Here is a 17897-nt window from a genome sequence, read left to right as displayed (position 1 = left end):
TGCTGCCAGTAGCTGGTAACTTACTGCGCCAGCGTGAAGCTAGCCATCTGCACATCGCGCGAGTTGCCGCCCACCATCACCTGAAACTCGCCGGGCTCGGCCACAAACTTGAGGTCGTCGTTGTAGAACTTCAGGTCGTCAGCCGATAGGTGAAAGGTCAGCTGGCGGCTTTCACCCTTTTTGAGGGTTATTTTCTGGAAGCCTTTCAGCTCCTTCACCGGGCGGGTGCTGCTGCCCACCATATCGCGCAAGTAAAGCTGGGCTACTTCGGCGCCGTCGTACTGGCCGGTGTTCTGCACCGTCACGGCCACATCGAGGCCCTGGCCCTGGCGAATGCTGGCCTGGCTCACGGTAGGCTTGGAGTAGGTAAAGGAGGTGTAGCTCAGGCCAAAGCCGAACGGATACAGCGGGTCATTGGGCACGTCGAGGTAGCGCGACTTGTACTTGTCGAGCAGTACGCCGGCGTAGGGGCGGCCGGTGTTTTTATGGTTGTAATAAATCGGCACCTGGCCCACCGACTGCGGAAACGTCATCGTCAGCTTGCCGCTAGGGTTATACACGCCGAACAGTGCGTCGGCCACCGCATTGCCGGCCTGCGTGCCCCCAAACCACGTTTCGAGGATGGCGTCGGCATTCTGGCTTTCCCAAGGCAGGGTGAGCGGGCGGCCATTCACGAGCACTACTACCAGCGGCTTGCCGGTGGCTTTCAGGGCTTTGAGCAGGTCGAGCTGGCGGCCGGGCAGGCCAATGTCGGCGCGGCTGGCGGCTTCGCCGGTCATGCCCTGGCTTTCGCCCACCACGGCCACCACCACGTCGGCGCCCTGGGCGGCCTGCACAGCCTCGGCGATGGTGGTTTCGGCCGGGCGCGCATCCAGCTTCAGCTCGCCGCCGTGCTCGTTGAGGCGCTTAATCATCTGGTCGTCGTCGGTCACGTTCACGCCCTGGGCGTAGGTCACGCGCACGCCGGCCCCGCCCACATTCTTGATTCCCTGCAAGATGGATACGGCCTGCTTGCCGTCGCCGGCGCCGCTCCAGTTGCCAATCATGTCGCGGGCGCGGTCGGCCAGGGGGCCCACCACGGCAATATTTACCGTGTTTTTGAGCGGCAGCGTCTGGCGCTCATTCTTGAGCAGTACCAGCGTGCGGCGCGTAATATCGCGGGCATCGGCCAGGAAGGCGGGCTTCATCAGGGTGGCTTTGGCGCGGGCCTCGGTCACGCCCCGGTAGGGGTCTTGGAAGAGGCCTAGCCGGTACTTGGCTTCGAGCACGCGGCGGCAGGCCTGGTCGATATCGGCCTGGCTCACGGTGCCTTCCTTGAGGTTGGTAGCGAGTTGCTTCAGGAAAACTTCGCCCACCATATCCATGTCCACGCCGGCCTTAAGGGCTAGCTCCGACACCTTTTTCTCGTCGCCCATGCCGTGGGCTTCCATCTCATTGATGGCCGTGTAGTCGGTAGCTACAAAACCTGTAAAGCCCCACTGGTTGCGCAGCAGGTCCGTCAGCAGCCACTTATTGGCCGTGGCCGGGATGCCGTTTATCTCATTGAACGACGACATAACCGAGCCCACGCCGGCTGCCACCGCCGCCTTGTAGGGCGGCAGGTATTCGTTGTACATGCGCTGGCGGCTCATGTCGGTGGTGTTGTAGTCGCGCCCGGCCTCGGCGGCGCCGTAGAGGGCGAAGTGCTTGAGGCAGGCCATCACGTTTTCGGGCCGGGTCATGTCGTTGGTGGGGCCCTGGTAGCCGCGCACCATGGCCTCGGCAATGCGTGAGCCCAAGTAGGGGTCTTCGCCGGCGCCCTCGGCCACGCGGCCCCAGCGCGGGTCGCGGGCAATGTCCACCATCGGCGAATACACCCAGTTGATGCCATCGGCCGACGACTCCTCGGCCGCGATGCGGGCGCTACGCTCCATCGCGTCGAGGTCCCAGCTGGCGGCTAGCCCCAGCGGAATGGGGAAAATGGTGCGGTGCCCGTGAATAACGTCGTAGCCCAAAATAAGCGGAATGTGCAGCCGCGATTCTTTAATAGCCAAGGCTTGCAGCTTGCGGGCCGCCACTGGCGTGTAGGTGTTCAGCACACCGCCCACCAGGCCCTTCTTGATGTTCGCGTCCACGTCCTTGCTCACCACCGGCCCGGTCACGTCGAAGCCGACCGACACTAGGTTAAGCTGCCCGATTTTTTCTTCGAGCGTCATCTTTTGCATCAGGCTGGCCACAAACTGCTGCATAGCATCGGTAGTGGCTGGCGCGGCGGCCGGCGTAGCGGCTTTAGGCTTATTCTTAGCTTTAACCTGAGCCTGTGCGCGCGGGGCAGCTAGCCCCAAGGCCAGCAATAAGGCGGCCTGAAAGAGCGATTTCGGGTGTTTCATGGAAGGATGGGGAGAAATAGTAAGCGGAAAGGTAAAGCGCGCCCGGGCTTGGTGAAAACCCGGTGCACGTAGTCAGGCAGGGTACCAGGGCGTGCGTAAGGGCCAGGGGGTAGCGCCCCGGTGTGTAGTAACTGCTAAACTAAATCGTTTGCTTACGCCGGCCTGTCGCCCCGTGCGGCCTCGCGTGTGCCCTAGCTGTACATGCTGCCCGGGCTACACAAGTTGGCGAGCCTCCGAAAAAAAATAATGCCCTAGCACAGGCCTGCTACCTGGTTAAACCTCAATCGGACGGATATGCTCAATCGGCCCGGCTCACCGGCGTACGCACCGACACGCCGTTTTCATTAATGGCTTCGATGGTGAAATAGTAGGGCAGGTCCTTATCCATGCCTTTGAAATAATACTCATTGGCCTCGTGCACCATAAGGCAGCTATACAGCTTGTCGGGGGCTAGCCCGGTGTAGATGTTGTAGGCGTAGGCGCCATCTACCGGGGCCCAGCGCAGCCAGGCGCTGCGCTTGTCGGCGGCCGTGCGCAGCACCACAAAGTCCTTCACGGCCGCCGGCCGGGCGCCGCTGCCCAGCCCGAACACCCGCAGCCCGCTAAGGGCAAACTTGCCGGTGGGCATGTGCACGTTTTCGAGCTTGAGGTAGCGCGTGCGCAGCGGGGTTTTCAGGGCCAGGTAGTCGTGCGGCACGTCGGTTTTGTTGCGGCTTTTATCCACGAGCAGCAGCCAGGTTTTGCCATCCAGCGAGTGGTAGAGCCTGTACTGATGATATAGCCCCGGCTGCCGGCCCAGAAACTGCGGGTTGACATCCTGGTCGGCGTAGTTGATTTGCACCGCGCGCACGGTGCTCACGCTGCCCAGGTCGGTTTGGAAATATTCGCCGGGGCTAGCCGTGGCAGCGCTCCAATAGGTCTTGATGCTTTCATCCACGGCCAGGTTGGGCACGTGGCCGCCGAGCGTGCTCGATGCCTGCACCGGCCGGCCGTAGTTGAGCAGCATCCAACCCGTAAACTGACTCTGCTGGTGGTCGGCCGGGCCGGTGGGCAGGTAGTGCGGGTAGTCGCCCCAGGCCGTGGTGGTGTAGAGGGTGCCCTGGGCGTCGAAGCCGGCCGGCCATAGCCCTAGCCGCCGCTCAAAATTATTTTTTACGTTGATGACCATCGTGGACGTGTGCCACCAGTTGCCCCACTTGTCCTGAAACGTATTGCCGTGGCCCGCCCCCCGCACGAAGCCGCCCGGCTTGTACGAAAACGGATTGTGCGGCTGCGGCATCCAGGGCCCTAGCGGCCCGGTGCTTACCTGCACGCCATCGGCATAGCCGCTAAATTCGGTGCCCGGCGCGCCGTATTGCAAGTAGTATTTTCCCTGGTACTTGGTCATCCAGGCGCCTTCCATAAACGGGCCCAGAAAGGTATTGTCGAGGTACTCGCCAAAGCGCTGCCAGCCAAAGCGCGTGTCGTCGAGCTTGAACATGGCCTGCGGCTGGCCGATGGGCTGAAACGTCTTGCGGCTCAGCTGCTGGCCGTAGAGCGGGTACTCGTTCGAGCTGCCCCAGTAGAGGTAAAGCTTGCCATCGGTGTCGAGGAACAAATCAGGGTCCCAGGCGGCAACAGGGAAGTTTTCAACGGCTTTCGTCCACTGATTAGCCTGCGGACTGGTGCTCATCCAGAGCGCAAAATTGGGCGCGTGGCTGGAGCCTAGCACGAGCAATGTATCGTGCAGCGCCACCACAGCGGGCGCGCACAAGTCGTCGAGCACTTTGTTCTCGGGTTTCAAAAACGTGCGCTCCAGAAAGTGCCAGCCAGCCAGGTCGCTGCTCCACCAATAGCCCCGCTGGTTGGTCGAAAACAAATAGTACTTGCCCTGGAAAAGCGTAATTACCGGGTCGGCTGTAGCGCGGTGCCGCCCGGCCGTCGAAAACTCCGGAAAAGGGGTGTAGCCATAGTCCAGGTTAAGCGGGTTGCAGTAGGTGGGCCGGGGCAGCAGCGACGCTTGCTGCGCGAGCGCCAGCACCGGCAAAAAAAGAAAGAAAAGAAAACGGCGCATGGATGGGAAAGTGATAAAATAGTGCGGGCAAGCGATACGCATATTGCTGAGCTACAGCATGAAATACGAGCCAGAAGATGTATTTTAGTGACGGAGCCGGCGGGCTGTCTGGGCCGCCAGGTGCCTTTGCCAGGAAAACCTTCTTACCTAACTGCCCTGCTTATGCAACCAGCTCGCCGCCGGAAAATAGCCTACTATACAATCAACGACCCGCTGGATAAAAGGTCCTGGTCGGGCATCACCTACTACCTGGGCAAAACGCTGCAGCAACACGTAGGCGACGTTGATTTCCTGGGGCCGGTGCCCATTCCGTGGCTGCTCGATAAAACCTGTCGGGCTCTGCAAAAAACGTCGCGGGTATTATTTAAATCGGAGTGGATACCCAAATACAGCCTGCTCAAAAATATGTACGCCGCCTGGTATTTGGGCCGCAAAATGAAAGGCAAGCAGTATGATTTCATAATGGCTCCTTCGGCCGCGCCCGAGTTGGCTTATTTACGCACGCGCGTACCCATTATTTATTTTGGCGACGCTACGTATAAAATATACAGTGAAACGTACGCCAAGGAATTTGCAAACCTGGGAGTCATCTCGCGTTGGGAAGGTAATCATTTGGAGGGCAAGTCATTGAATAAAAGTTTGCTGGCTATTCTAACGTCTCAATGGGCAGCCAGCTCAGCGCTTCGGGATTATCATCTGCCCGCTGATAAAGTAGAAATAATGCTACTAGGGGCCAATATTGAGCAGGTGCCCGAGCGAGCGGTTATTTTTAAAAAACAGGAAAATAAAACCCTGACGCTGCTTTTTCTGGCCGTCGACTGGGACCGAAAGGGCGGTAGCCTGGCCTACGATGCGCTGCTGAGTTTACACAAGCAAGGCCTTGACGCCAAGCTGATTGTGTGCGGTTGCACGCCGCCGCCTCAGTATGAGCACCCTAGCGTGCAAGTGATTTCATTTATTAATAAAAACCTGCCCAATGATTACGAATTATTCGTGCAAATATTATCGTCCTCGCATTTCCTGATTTTGCCCACCCGGGCCGACTGTTCCCTACTCGTGGCCATGGAAGCTAACTCATACGGCATGCCCGCCATTACCACCAAAGTGGGCGGTGTGCCCGACGTGGTTATTGATGGCATAAATGGTTATTGCCTGCCGTTAGCTGCTGAAGGTAAGGCATATGCTGATGTTATTGCCAGTATTTACACCGACCCCGCGCGCTACGAGCAATTAGTAGAATCAAGCCGCACACGATTCGAGGAAGAACTTAGCTGGACTAAATGGACGGAGCTATTTGAGGCAGCGTTGCAAAAGCGAAAATTGTAGCGGCGTGCGCAAATAAGTAAGTGAGTTATTTTAAATAAGGGCTTTCAAAGCCGAGCTTTTTCAGGCCGCGCTGCGCCTCGGGGCTGCTCATAAATAATTTCCAGAGTAGCCCCGAGCGCTGGTTTTCCATCATCACTACTATCGGCCCCTGGTCGATGGCCAGGTGCGACTTGGCCACCCAGTCGTGCTGCTCGCTAAAGCCGTCCACGAAGCCGTACTCACTCCATATTTTGTCGCCCAGGTCGTCGTAGAAGTGGCGCATGGCCAGCATCGACTCGGCCGGCGCGTAGGGCAGGGCCGCCAGGGCCGCCGTGGGCGAAATTACGCCCAGGTCTTCGGTAGGGGAGTGGGCCGCGTAGCCCTGCCAGCTGTCGGAGGCGGTAAGGCCCCAGCAATTGGGGCCGTAGCCCTTCTGCTTCTTGGGGTTGGCCACGCAATAGTCGTGGTTGATGCGCGTGTGAGCCTGGTTTTGCTGCCAGTAGTCGGCGTGCGCGTCTTTGAGGCCGTGCGGGTCGAGGCCCATAAACGAGTAGTGCGTAAAAAACAGCGGCCCGCCCAGCTCGGGGCCTAGCGGCAGGGTGGTGCCGTAGTAAGTTTTGCCGTTCACGTACTCGGGGCCGGTGGCCCAGCCCTGGTCATATGCTTGCTTATCAATGGCATAGCGCGGCGAGGCGGCGGCCAGCACGTAGGTAATAAGGCACTCGTTCCAGCCGTGAATCTGGTGGTTCATGCTCCAGCCGTTGTTGGGGCTCCAGTGCCAGTACAGCACGTTCTGGCCCTGCGTAAACCAGCTCCACTCCACGCCTTCCCACATCCAGAGAATTTTATTGCGCAGATTCTGCTCGTCGGGCGTGTTTTGGGTAAAGTATTGCCGGGCGCAAATCAGGCCTTCGTAGAGAAAAGAAGTCTCGACAATATCGGCCCCGTCATCCTTGATGCCGAAGCGGATGGTGTGGCCCGTATCGCCATTTAGCCAGTGCGGAAAGGCGCCGTGGTACATGTCGGCTTTCCACAGAAAATTGACGATTTTATTGATGCGCGCCGCCGCCTGGGGCCGGGTTATCCAGCCGCGCTCGGCGGCCACAATAATGGCCATGATGCCGAAACCCGTGCCGCCAGTGGTCACCACCTCATTGCCGTAGTCGAAGGCCACGTTGCTACGCTCGCGCGCCATGCCACTCACCGGGTGGCCAAAGCTCCAGAAATATTGAAATGTCTGGCGCTGCACCTGGTCCATAAGCTGTTCGTCGGTGAGGTGGCGCGGGCGCTGGCGCGGGTCGAACTTGACCACCGCGGCCGGGCGCGGCGCGGGCTTGCGGGCCACCTGGGCCTGGCTTAAAGTAGGCAAGAGCAACAAGCTGCTGACAAGCAAACAGGATAGCTTCATAAGGGGAGGGTGGGGAAGGAAGGCCGGGGAGGTAGCTTTACAGCTGCAAGCTTAGTTACTTTTGTAGCTGAATTGTGCCAATTTATCCGCGAATAAAATAAAAAAGCGGCCGCGCTGCCAGCAAGCCTGTTGCAAAGTAGGTAGTAGCCTGCGCTCATTGGCTTGCTGCCTCGGGTGGGGCTAAACTTGTATAATGCAAATAAGTTTCTGTTTTTTTTGCCCTTTATTTAACTAACTTACTGAACTTTAGCGGCTGCCCTACCAGCCTGGGCACCGCAAGCGGCGGCCCGGCAGCGCCGGGCCGCCGCCTACTCAACTCAGCCGATGCCAGTTTTTGCTGGCTAGGGCATCGGCGGTGGTTGTGCTTTCACATTCTGTTTACCTTATTTCCCACCCTTCCTAACGTATGAAAATCAAAGATTTACTCTTTGTGAGGCGCCACTTCCAGCCCGCTGGCAAAGTGGCCGCCCTCGGCCTGACTGCCACCCTGGGCCTGGGCTTGCTGCCGGCGGCGCACGTGCAGGCAGCCAGCTTGCAGCAGGCGCCCGCCCAAACCGGCACCCCCATCACCGGCCGGGTAGTTGATGAGAAGGGCGACCCGCTGCCCGGGGCCAACGTAGTGGTAAAAGGCTCCAGCGTGGGCACGGCCACCAATGCCGATGGGCAATACACCATCAACGCGCCGGCCGGTGCTACGCTGGTGTTTTCGTTTGTGGGCTACTCGGCCCAAGAAGTGCCGCTGAGCGGCCGCACGACGATAGACATCAAGTTTTCGGCCCCCGCTAGCCAGGCGCTCAACGATGTAGTAGTGGTAGGCTACGGCACCCAGGCCAAGCGCGAAGTAACCGGCGCCATTGCCTCGGTAAAGGGCGATGACCTGGTGAACCAGGCTTCGCAAAACCCCATCAGCTCCATCCAGGGCAAGGTAGCCGGGGTGCAGATTACCAACTCCGGCACGCCGGGCGGCGCGCCGCAGATTACGATTCGGGGCACGGGCTCCATCAGCGGGGCCTCGCCGCTCTACGTGGTCGATGGCACCATGCTGCCCGCCGGGGCCGACCTGAGCTTCCTCAACCAGGCCGACATTGCCTCGCTCGAAGTGCTGAAAGATGCCGCTAGCGCCTCCATCTACGGGGTGCAGGCCGCCAACGGCGTAGTGATAGTAACCACCAAGCGCGGGCTGGCGGGCACGCCGCGCATCACCTACAACGGCTTTGTGGGGGTGCAAACCACTACCAACAAGGTGAAGATGGCCAACGGCGCCGAATACACGACGCTCTACAACGAAAAGAACATCTTGCAGGGCAATACGGCGGCCACCAACCTGCCCACCACCGGCTTGGCCTCGACCGACTGGTACGACCAGATTTCGCGCAACGCGCTGACCCAGAACCACCAGCTGAGCGTGTCGGGCGGCAGCGAGAAGATTTCCTACTCGTTCAGCGGCTCGTACCTCAAGCAGCAGGGCCTCATCAAGACCAACGACTACGAGCGCATCACGGCCCGGCTCCAGACGGATTTCAGCCTGACCGACCACATCAAGGTGGGCTACAACGCGCTGCTGGCCAACACGAAGTCGAACGACATTCCGGGCAATATCTTCCAGCAGGCCTACGTGGCCCCGCCCGTGCTGCCCGTGTACCAGGCCAATGGCAACTACGGCGACCCTAGCCGCATTGGTCCGGGTGGCCTGGGCAGCTTTGCCAACCCGCAGGCTACGCTCGATTATTACCACCAGCAAAGCCGGGGGCAGTCGCTGATTGCCAATGCCTTTGCGTCGGTCAATTTCCTGAAGTACTTCACCGTGCGCAGCAGCGTGGGCGTCAACTACCTCAGCAGCAAGTACTACAACTACCAGCCTAAGGATTCACTCACGGCGGTGCAGTACACGCGCACCAGCCTGCTTACCCGGGGCAACCAACTCACCAGCCAGCTGACCTGGGAAAACACCCTGACCTACGACCGCACGTTTGACGACCACCACCTCACGCTGCTAGCCGGTACTACGGCGCTGAACTATCAGGTAGATAACGTAGTAGGCTCCATCAATGGGGTGACGGCGGCCAACAGCGACAACTATTATTTCAGCCTGGGCACGCCGGGCACGGCTACCCTCACCAACCCCGGGCTGGATACTTACCGGGTATTCTCGCTCTTCGGCCGCGTCAACTACGCGTATAAGGGCCGCTACCTGCTCACGGCCAGCATCCGGCGCGACGGGGCTAGCCAGTTCTCGGAGCGCTACGGCAACTTCCCCTCGGTAGGGGCGGGCTGGGTTATCTCCGACGAGCCCTTCATGCAGGGCAACACCGTGTTTTCCTTCCTGAAGCTGCGTGGCAGCTACGGGGTGCTGGGCAACAACCGGGTGGCTAACAACCGCACCATCTCGACCGTCACGATTGCGCCGGGCTATGGCGCGCCCATCGGGGGCACCTTCCAAACGGGCGGCAACCTAGTGACCCAAACCGCGCCCACGCTGCGCTGGGAAACCGCGCACGAGGCCGACGCCGGCCTGGAAATGCGTTTCCTCAACAACCGCCTGACGGCCGAGCTGGACTACTACAACCGCCGCACCATCGATGCCGTGTTCCCGGTGCCGGTGCTGGCCGGCCCAGGCTATGCCAACAACACGGGCTACTTTGCCAACAACGCCAACTTCCAGAACCAGGGTGTGGAAGCCGCGCTGCGCTGGAACTCGCAGGGTACCGGCGATTTCTCCTACAACATCGGGGTAACCGGGGCTTACAACCAGAATAAGGTGCTGGCCACGGCTGGCGGGGCGCCGCTGTCGGCGGGCGCGCTGCCGGTAGCCGGCTACCTGTCTACCATTACGCAAGTGGGCTCGCCGCTGGGAGCCTTCTATGGCTATCAAGTGGCCGGGGTGTTTCAGAGCGATAACGAAGCGGCCTCGTCGGCCCAGCCGGGCGCCCACGCCGGCGACCTGCGCTACCAGGACGTGAACGGCGACGGCGTAATCGACAACCGCGACTACGTGATGCTGGGCAATCCCAACCCCCGCCTAACCTACGGCCTGAATACGTATTTCCGCTACAAGGGCTTCGACTTGCAGGTTGATTTTCAGGGCGTAGCGGGCGTAGAAATCCTCAACGCGCTGCGCGAAGTGCGCTACGGCAACGAAAACTACACCCAGGACTTCTACAACAGCCGCTGGCACGGCGCGGGCACGTCGAACACCACGCCCTCGGCCAACCTGACGGGCCGCAACCTGGACGTAAGCTCGTACTACGTGGAGAGCGGCGACTACCTGCGGCTACGCAACGTGCAGCTAGGGTATAATTTGTCTAAGTCGCTGGCCAGCAATCTGCGCGTGCAGGGCGTGCGTATCTACGTGAACGCCCAGAACCCCGTAACCTGGACCAAGTACAAGGGCTTTACGCCCGAAGTGGGCGGCACGCCCACCAACGCCGGCATCGACCTGAACGTGTACCCGATTGCCGCGACCTACAACTTCGGCATCAACGTTAACTTCTAAGCGCTTAGCTATTCCCACCCATGAAAAATTACGCATTTTTGAACCCGCTCCGGGGCCGGGCGGTGCCGGTGCTGGCGGCGGCCGTGCTGGCGCTAGCCTCCTCGTGCACCAAGTACCTGGACGTGGCCCCGCTGGCCCAGCCAGTGGCAACCGGCTTCTTCCAGAACGCCAACGACGCGGCCGTGGCCAGCATTTCGACCTACGGCAAGCTGCGCGAATGGAACCTGGTGGCTTTTAACTGGCTATCGGTCACGACGCTTACCTCGGACGATGCCGAAAAGGGCAGCGTATCGGGTGATGCCGAGTTTTTGAACAACTTCACCTTCTTCCGGATGACGCCCACCGATGGGCCGCTGGATGGTTTCTGGACCGGGCAGTACCAGGAGATTCTGCTCTGCAACCAGGTAATTCAGAATGTGCCGGGCATCAACATGGATGCCACGCTGAAAGCCCGCTACGTGGCCGAAGCCCAGTTTTTGCGTTCGCTGATGTACTTCAACCTGGTGCGCACTTTTGGCGATGTGCCGCTCTACACCAAGCCGCCGGTAACGCCCGATGAGCTTAACCTGGCGCGCACGCCCAAGGACCAAGTGTATGCGCAGATAGTAACCGACCTGACGGCCGCCGCCGCCGTGCTGCCGGCCACCTACACCAGCGCCGACGTGGGCCGGGCTACCAAGGGCGCTGCCCTTGCCCTGCTGGCCAAGGTGCAGATGTACCAGAAAAACTGGGCGGCTTCGCTCAGCGCCTCCGACCAGGTAATTGGGCTAGGCTACTCGCTGGCGCCCGACTATTACAAGATGTTCCGCATCGCCGGCGAAAACGGGCCGGAGTCCATCTTTGAGATTCAGTGCTCGGCCGTGCCCGGCAACTGCGATGCCTCCAACTCGCAGTGGGCGCAGGTGCAGGGCGTGCGCAATCAGTTTGGCTGGGGCTTCTTTATCCCGTCGCCCAGCCTGGATGCCGCCTTTGAAACCGGCGACAAGCGCAAGATGGCCACCATCCTGTACCCCGGCACCACCACGCCCGAGGGCGACCTGATTACGACCAGCGCGCCCAATCCCCGCTACAACGACAAGGCCTACGTGCCCAACGCAGTGCCCTACACCTGCAACTATGGCGACTCGCAAAACCTGCGGGTGCTACGCCTGGGTGAGGTGCTGCTCATCAACGCCGAAGCCGCTAACGAGCTGGGCCAGACGAGCAAAGCCCTCACAGATGTGAACCTGGTGCGCGTGCGCGCCGGCCTGGCGCCACTAGCCAGCGGGCTGTCGCAGGATGCTCTGCGGCAGGCCATCTGGAAGGAGCGCCGCGTGGAGTTGGCCCTCGAATACGGCGACCGGTACTTTGACCTGGTGCGCCAGGGCCGGGCCGCCCAGGTGCTGGCCTTCAAAGGCTTTGTAGCCAATAAAAATGAAGTGATGCCCATTCCGCTCAACCAGATTACCCTGAGCGGGGGCAAGCTGACCCAAAACCCCGGTTACTAACCTGCTAGCCACGTAAAAGCCTGGGACTCGGCCCGAGTCCCAGGCTTTTCTATTCCCACCCATGCTGATGCCCAATTTCCGTTTTCTGCGCCTGGCCTGGCTCGGGGCTAGCCTGCTGCTAGCCACCACGGCCTGCCAAAAGTCGGTGGAGCCCCCTGCGGCTACTACCACTCCGACCACCCCAACCCCCGCTGCCCCGACCGTGGCCGACCCCACCGCCGACCGGGCCTTGCTCGACAAAGTGCAGCAGGCTACGCTGCGCTACTTCTATGATTTTGGGCACCCAGCCAGCGGCATGGCCCGCGAGCGCAGCACCTCGGGCGATGTGGTGACGACCGGCGGCACGGGCTTTGGGGTGCAGGCCCTGGTAGTGGGCGCCAGCCGGGGCTGGCTCACGCGCGACCAGGCGGTGGCCCGCACCCAGAAAATCTGCGATTTCCTCAAGCAAGCCAACCGTTTCCACGGCGCCTGGCCCCATTGGTTGAACGGCAGCAGCGGCGCGGTAATCCCCTTCAGCGCGCAGGATAACGGTGGCGACCTGGTCGAAACCTCCTACCTCGTGAATGGCCTGCTGGTGGCGCGCGCCTACTACGACGGCAGCAGCGCGGCCGAAACGACCCTGCGGCAGTCCATTACTCAGCTTTGGGAGGGGGTGGAGTGGGACTGGTACGCCAGCCGCGGCGATGGCCTGCTGTACTGGCACTGGAGCCCGCAGTACCAATGGGCCATGAATATGCCCATCCGGGGCTGGAACGAGGCCCTGGTTACCTACGTGCTGGCGCTGGGCTCGCCCACCCACCCCATTGCGCCGGCCGTGTATAAGAGCACCTGGGTGGGCAATGGCTTCGGCACACCGCTCGCTTATGAAGGCTACCTGCTGCCGCTGGGCCCCGCCTACGGCGGACCGCTGTTTTTTGCGCACTACTCGTTTCTCAGCCTCGACCCGCGCCGGATGCAGGACCAGTACGCCAACTACTGGCAGCAGAACGTAGACCACACGCTCATCAACCGCAGCTACTGCCTCTACACCGCCCCCAAGGCCTACGGCTACTACACCAGCTTGTGGGGCCTCACTGCCTCCGACGACCCCGACGGCTACAAGGCCCACCAGCCCACGGCCGACAATGGCACGGTGTCGCCCACGGCGGCGCTGTCGTCGTTTCCCTATGCGCCGTTCTATTCCATGCAGGCCCTGCGTAATTATTACGGGGCGCTGGGCGCGCAGCTGATTGGTGACTACGGCCCGCGCGATGCCTACAACCCCTCGCGCAACTGGGTGGGGCAGGATTTTCTGGCCATCGACCAGGGGCCGATTATCGACATGATTGAGAACTACCGCAGCGGCCTGCTGTGGCAGCTAGGGGCCAAGGTGCCCGAGCTACAGGCAGGCCTGCGCCAGGCAGGCATTAGCGCCCCGACCTATGCCACCGGCTTTGCCCTAGCCGTGCCCGAGGCCAAAACCAATCGCTATGACATGCTGAAACACCCCGACCGCAACAGCTACCAGCTCGACGTAGCGCTGGCCACGGCCGGCAGCTATACCCTGACGCTGGAAACCACCACGGGCACCGTCGTAGACACTCCCTGGAACAACCAGGCGCAGGCGGCAGGAGTAACTACCGTGAGCCTGGGCGCCACCACCCCAACCGGCGACTACACTGTGCGCCTGACCGGCCCCGCGGGGCTGGCGCCCATCACGCTGGCAGTCACCTTGCGCTGAGTATTTGCATTGAGCGGCGAGCTTAATTAATAGCCAGGCGCCGCACCGCCGTGGCCGCCCCAACCTGCACCCGCAGCAGATAAAGCCCCGGCGCTATACCGCCTAGCGGTAGCTCGCAGGCCAGCCCCGCCGGCGAAAGCGCCACGGTGTGCGTGCGCACTACCCGGCCCAGGGCATCGGTGAGGGTGAGGCTGGCTTGCGCGGCGCCGGGGGCGCTGGCCCACAGCACGCGCGTGCTGGCGTGGGCCGGGTTAGGCGCTACAAGTAGGCTAGCCAAGGGGCTGGCCGCCGGGCTAGCCAGCGCGCTGGCATCGGGCAGCACCGCCAGAAAGGCCGTAATGCTGCCGCCGGGGGTACGAATCGTCTGGCTGCTGAAAGCGGCCACGGTGCTCAGAAAATCACCGCCTACATATACGCTGGCGCCGCCCACGGCCAGGGCCCCGGCACGGTCGAGGCTGAGGCCGCCCGCCCGCTGGGCCCAGGCAAAGCCGCCCGCACTGGTAAGCTTGGCCACGTATATATCGAGGCTATTGGCGCTGGTGAGCTGGGTATTGCCAAAGCTGGCCGTGGTGGTGCCGGGCACGTTGCCGCCAAACGCCCCCGCCACGTACACGCCCGCACTGCTCACGGCCAGGGCCGTGCCGTAGTCGTCGCCCGGGCCGCCCGCCCGCCGCGCCCAGCTAAAGCTGCCCGCGCCGCCCGCATCAGTAAGCTGGGTCACAAACACGTCGTAGTACAAGCCACTGGTGCCAGCATTGGCGAGCGTAGCCGGGCCGAAGCCGGCCGTAGTGCTCTGAAACTCGCCGGCTACGTACACGCTAGCCCCGTCGGTGGCTACCACATTGGCCCGGTCGTCGCCGGCGCCGCCTGCCCGCTGCGCCCAGGCAAAAATTCCGCTTGCCGCGGCCAGCTTAGCCACAAACACATCGAAGCTGCCGTCGGGGTTGGCGTTGGCCAGGCGCGCCGGCCCAAAGCTGGCGGTGGCGCTGGCAAAATTACCTGTGGCATATACTGCCTGGCCGCTGCTAGCCAGGCCGTTGGCGTAGTCTTCGGCGGGCCCGCCGGCGCGCTGCGCCCAGGCAAAGTCCAGGGAGCCGCCGCCAGGGGCTAGCGCGGCCACAAAGGCATCGGTACTGCCTGCGCTGGCTAGGCTAATGTTGCCAAAGCTTGCCGTTTCGGCAAAGCCCCCCGCCAGGTAAAGGCTGGGGCCACTCGCGGCCAGGCCCGTGGCGTAGTCGTCGGCCGGGCCGCCCGCCCGCTGGGCGCCGGTAAACGTACTGGTAGCGCCCGCATCCGTCAGGCTGGCTACAAAAATGTCGCGGCTGCCGGCCAGGCTGGTGCTGTCGGCGTTGCGCAGTACGCTAGCCCCAAAGCTGGCCTTACGGCTTGTAAACCAGCCGGCTACGTACACGTTCGGGCCGCTCAGCGCGATGGCCGTAGCTACGTCGGCGCCGGTGCCGCCGGCTTGCTGCACCCAAACAAAAGCCTGCGCGCTGCTGCTCCATTTGGCAATAAACACATCGCGCAGGCCGTCGGCGGTGGTATTAAGCAGAGTGGTGCCGCCCAGGCTGACCGTGCCGGCGAAGCTGCCCGCCACGTAGACATTCCCTTGATTATCAGCAATGCAGGCTGTAATCGATGAATAAGACCCGCTAGTTGCGCCCGCCGCCACGGCCTGCTGCCAAGCCGGGGCCTGCGCCCTGCCAGCTAGCGAGTTAAAAGAGAAAAGCAGAAGAATAAGCAATGCAAAGCGCATAGTTTTTAACGCAATAGCTCCTCAAGATATAAAGGACGATTTCTGGGGAGAAAGCCACCGGCCAGATAGCTTTGAATAAGTTGGTTAGGCTTGAAAAGCAAGCAATTACGGCGTAATAGCAGGCTTTTTATTACCGTCAGCCATAATTCTGCGTAAAGGAGGCTACTACGAGGCTAACAACCCACCTTTTTAACCATTCTTTTTAATATGAGCGAAATCTCTTGTACTCTTCGGAGGTTGCTGCCGGGCGCGCTGCTAGTAGCAGCAGGCCTGAGCGCCACATCGGCGCAGGCCCAAACGCCCGACCGCAAAACGGCCATCGGGGCCAATGTCAGCTACCTGCAATACCAGGGCAACCTGGGCGGCGATTTTGGCGTGATGCACTTTCCCTTGCAAGTAGGGGTCGGCGCTCACATCACCCGCTACCTGTCGCCCACGTTTGACATCAGCCTGCTGGGCAACTACCAGAAATACCGCTTCACGGCCGACGCAGCCCCGCGCAACGAGTTCAACGCCAAAATTGCCATGTTTGACCTCGGCTTGAAGCTGAAGTTCAACAATGGCAAGTTCATCAAGGAAGATGCTTTCATTCAGCCTTACCTGATGGGCGGTGGCGGCTTTTTTGTGGCTAACAGCACCGGCAACTATCTCACCTTCAACCCGAACCTGACGGCTACGCCCGGCCGTTTCTTCAACCAGGTGCGTCGGCCCGAGGTGTTTGGCCAGGCTGGCCTGCGCTTTCGCCTAGCCCCGGCCGTAGCGCTGGATATTACGGCTAGCCAGCACTACGCCTTCACCGGCGACGGCATCGACATCGACAACTCGAGCAGCGGCAAATACTACGACCGCTTCTTGGTGTACGGCGCTGGGCTCACGGTAGCCTTCGGCAAAGCCAAGGACACCGACGGCGACGGCGTGCCCGACCGCAAGGATAAGTGCCCCGACACGCCGGCTGGCGTGAAGGTTGACATGAATGGCTGCCCGCTTGACACCGACGGCGATGGCGTGCCCGACTACCAGGATAAGTGCCCCGACGTGAAAGGCCTGGCCGCGCTGCAAGGCTGCCCCGACGCCGACGGTGATGGCGTGGCCGATGCCGACGACAAGTGCCCCAACACCCCGGCCGGCGTGCGCGTCGATGCCTCGGGCTGCCCGCTTGATGCCGACGGCGACGGCGTGCCCGACTACCTCGACAAGTGCCCCAACACGCCCAGCGGCGTGAAAGTGGACGCCAACGGCTGCCCGCTCGACCGCGACGGCGACGGCGTGCCCGACTACCAGGACCGCTGCCCCGACCGCGCCGGCCCGGCCAGCAACAAAGGCTGCCCCGAGATTCCGGCCGAGAAGAAGAAAATCCTCAACGAGGCCACCAAGTACATCAACTTCGACTTCAACAAGGCCACGCTCAAAGCCAGCTCGTATCCGCGCCTCGAGCAGATGGTGCAGATTATGAACGACTACCCGGACTACTCGCTCAGCATTGCCGGCCACACCGACAGCAAGGGCGACGACGACTACAACCTGCGCCTGAGCTACGAGCGCGCCGCCTCGGCCCGCAAGTACATGGTCGACCACGGTGTGCCGGCCGAGCGCATCGAGAGCCGCGGCTACGGCGAAACCAAGCCCATTGCCGACAACAAGACGGCCGCCGGCCAGGCCCTGAACCGGCGCGTGGACTTCGACCCCTACCTGACGGGCGAAACCAACGCCGCCGAAGCCAAGTACGGCCCCGCCCCGAGCATCAAGGAACTGCGTGCTACGGGCCAGAAGCTGCCCGGCAAAAAGACCACCGGCACCGGCGCCCGCTCCAGCCGCAAGGCCCCGGCAAAAAAGGCGCCCGCTCGCAAGTAGCGCACGCTGAGCGAGATTACTAGCCCGGCTGGTAGTCAGGAATCAAAAAAGGCAGGCTCCGGATGGAGCCTGCCTTTTTTGATTCCTGCGCTTTAGCGCTTAATCGGCATCGGTGCAGCCCGCATCATCATATCGGCTGGCTTGCTCTTCTGCACCATTTTGCGGCCTAGCGCTTTGGTATCTTTAAGTACTTTGGGCCCTTGGTAGGTAGCGGCCCGCTGGTCGGCCGTTTTGGTGGGCTTGGCGAGGGCGGGGCTGTTGTGGGGCATTGCGGGCGCTTGGGCCTGGGCTAGGGGCAGCGAAGCGGCTAGGGCGCAGAAACTGGCAACAGAACGAAGCGTTTTCATGGAGTTAAACAGGTGTAGGTGAAGAAGTGACAGTTTTTTCGGTGCCTGAAATGCAAAGGTTACAGCAGCTTGGCAGGCGACGTGGCCATGCGGCTGGGTTTGGTCCGT

General features: G+C 61.6%; 10 protein-coding genes. 5 read left to right on the top strand and 5 right to left on the bottom strand.

All coding sequences use genetic code 11. The annotated features are described in order from the left end of the window. Positions 1-20: 20 nt before the first annotated feature. Positions 21-2369, bottom strand: a complete 2349-nt coding sequence (bglX, locus tag Q5H89_RS03190; RefSeq protein ID WP_305017845.1) for a beta-glucosidase BglX — start codon at positions 2367-2369, stop codon at positions 21-23. Between the two features lie 298 nt (positions 2370-2667). After that, the gene (locus Q5H89_RS03185) at positions 2668-4422 is read right to left on the bottom strand and encodes a family 43 glycosylhydrolase (protein ID WP_305017844.1); all 1755 of its coding nucleotides are present in this window, start codon (positions 4420-4422) and stop codon (positions 2668-2670) included. Positions 4423-4584: 162 nt separating this feature from the next. On the opposite strand from Q5H89_RS03185, the gene Q5H89_RS03180 reads away from it, so the two are divergent. Then, the gene (locus Q5H89_RS03180; protein ID WP_305017843.1) at positions 4585-5748 is read left to right on the top strand and encodes a glycosyltransferase family 4 protein; all 1164 of its coding nucleotides are present in this window, start codon (positions 4585-4587) and stop codon (positions 5746-5748) included. A gap of 25 nt (positions 5749-5773) precedes the next feature. Here the strand turns inward: Q5H89_RS03180 and Q5H89_RS03175 are convergent, their stop codons facing one another. Then, complete coding sequence (locus tag Q5H89_RS03175; protein WP_305017842.1) at positions 5774-7135, bottom strand: glucoamylase family protein; 1362 nt, start codon at positions 7133-7135, stop codon at positions 5774-5776. A gap of 406 nt (positions 7136-7541) precedes the next feature. Between Q5H89_RS03175 and Q5H89_RS03170 the strand changes: the two genes are divergently transcribed. The 3 genes from Q5H89_RS03170 to Q5H89_RS03160 all read left to right on the top strand — a co-directional run bounded on the left by Q5H89_RS03170 (position 7542) and on the right by Q5H89_RS03160 (position 13835). Further along, positions 7542-10628: a SusC/RagA family TonB-linked outer membrane protein gene (locus Q5H89_RS03170; protein ID WP_305017841.1), complete on the top strand. Its 3087-nt coding sequence runs from the start codon at positions 7542-7544 to the stop codon at positions 10626-10628. Positions 10629-10648: 20 nt separating this feature from the next. Next, positions 10649-12115, top strand: coding sequence for a RagB/SusD family nutrient uptake outer membrane protein (locus Q5H89_RS03165; RefSeq protein ID WP_305017840.1), 1467 nt, complete (start codon positions 10649-10651; stop codon positions 12113-12115). Between the two features lie 67 nt (positions 12116-12182). Then, complete coding sequence (locus Q5H89_RS03160; RefSeq protein WP_305017839.1) at positions 12183-13835, top strand: glucoamylase family protein; 1653 nt, start codon at positions 12183-12185, stop codon at positions 13833-13835. A gap of 22 nt (positions 13836-13857) precedes the next feature. Here the strand turns inward: Q5H89_RS03160 and Q5H89_RS03155 are convergent, their stop codons facing one another. After that, complete coding sequence (locus Q5H89_RS03155; protein ID WP_305017838.1) at positions 13858-15591, bottom strand: T9SS type A sorting domain-containing protein; 1734 nt, start codon at positions 15589-15591, stop codon at positions 13858-13860. A gap of 207 nt (positions 15592-15798) precedes the next feature. Here Q5H89_RS03155 and Q5H89_RS03150 point away from each other — a divergent pair, with 207 nt between their 5' ends. Next, complete coding sequence (locus Q5H89_RS03150) at positions 15799-17442, top strand: OmpA family protein (RefSeq protein ID WP_305017837.1); 1644 nt, start codon at positions 15799-15801, stop codon at positions 17440-17442. Positions 17443-17534: 92 nt separating this feature from the next. Here Q5H89_RS03150 and Q5H89_RS03145 read toward each other — a convergent pair whose 3' ends face one another. Beyond that, a complete protein-coding gene (locus tag Q5H89_RS03145) occupies positions 17535-17789 on the bottom strand; it encodes a hypothetical protein (protein WP_305017836.1) in 255 nt (84 codons plus the stop codon). Positions 17790-17897: the final 108 nt, after the last annotated feature.

Source organism: Hymenobacter cheonanensis, assembly GCF_030581075.1.
GTDB lineage: Bacteria > Bacteroidota > Bacteroidia > Cytophagales > Hymenobacteraceae > Hymenobacter.
Note: the sequence above shows the minus strand (reverse complement) of the source record. Positions and strands in the feature narration are given on the sequence as shown.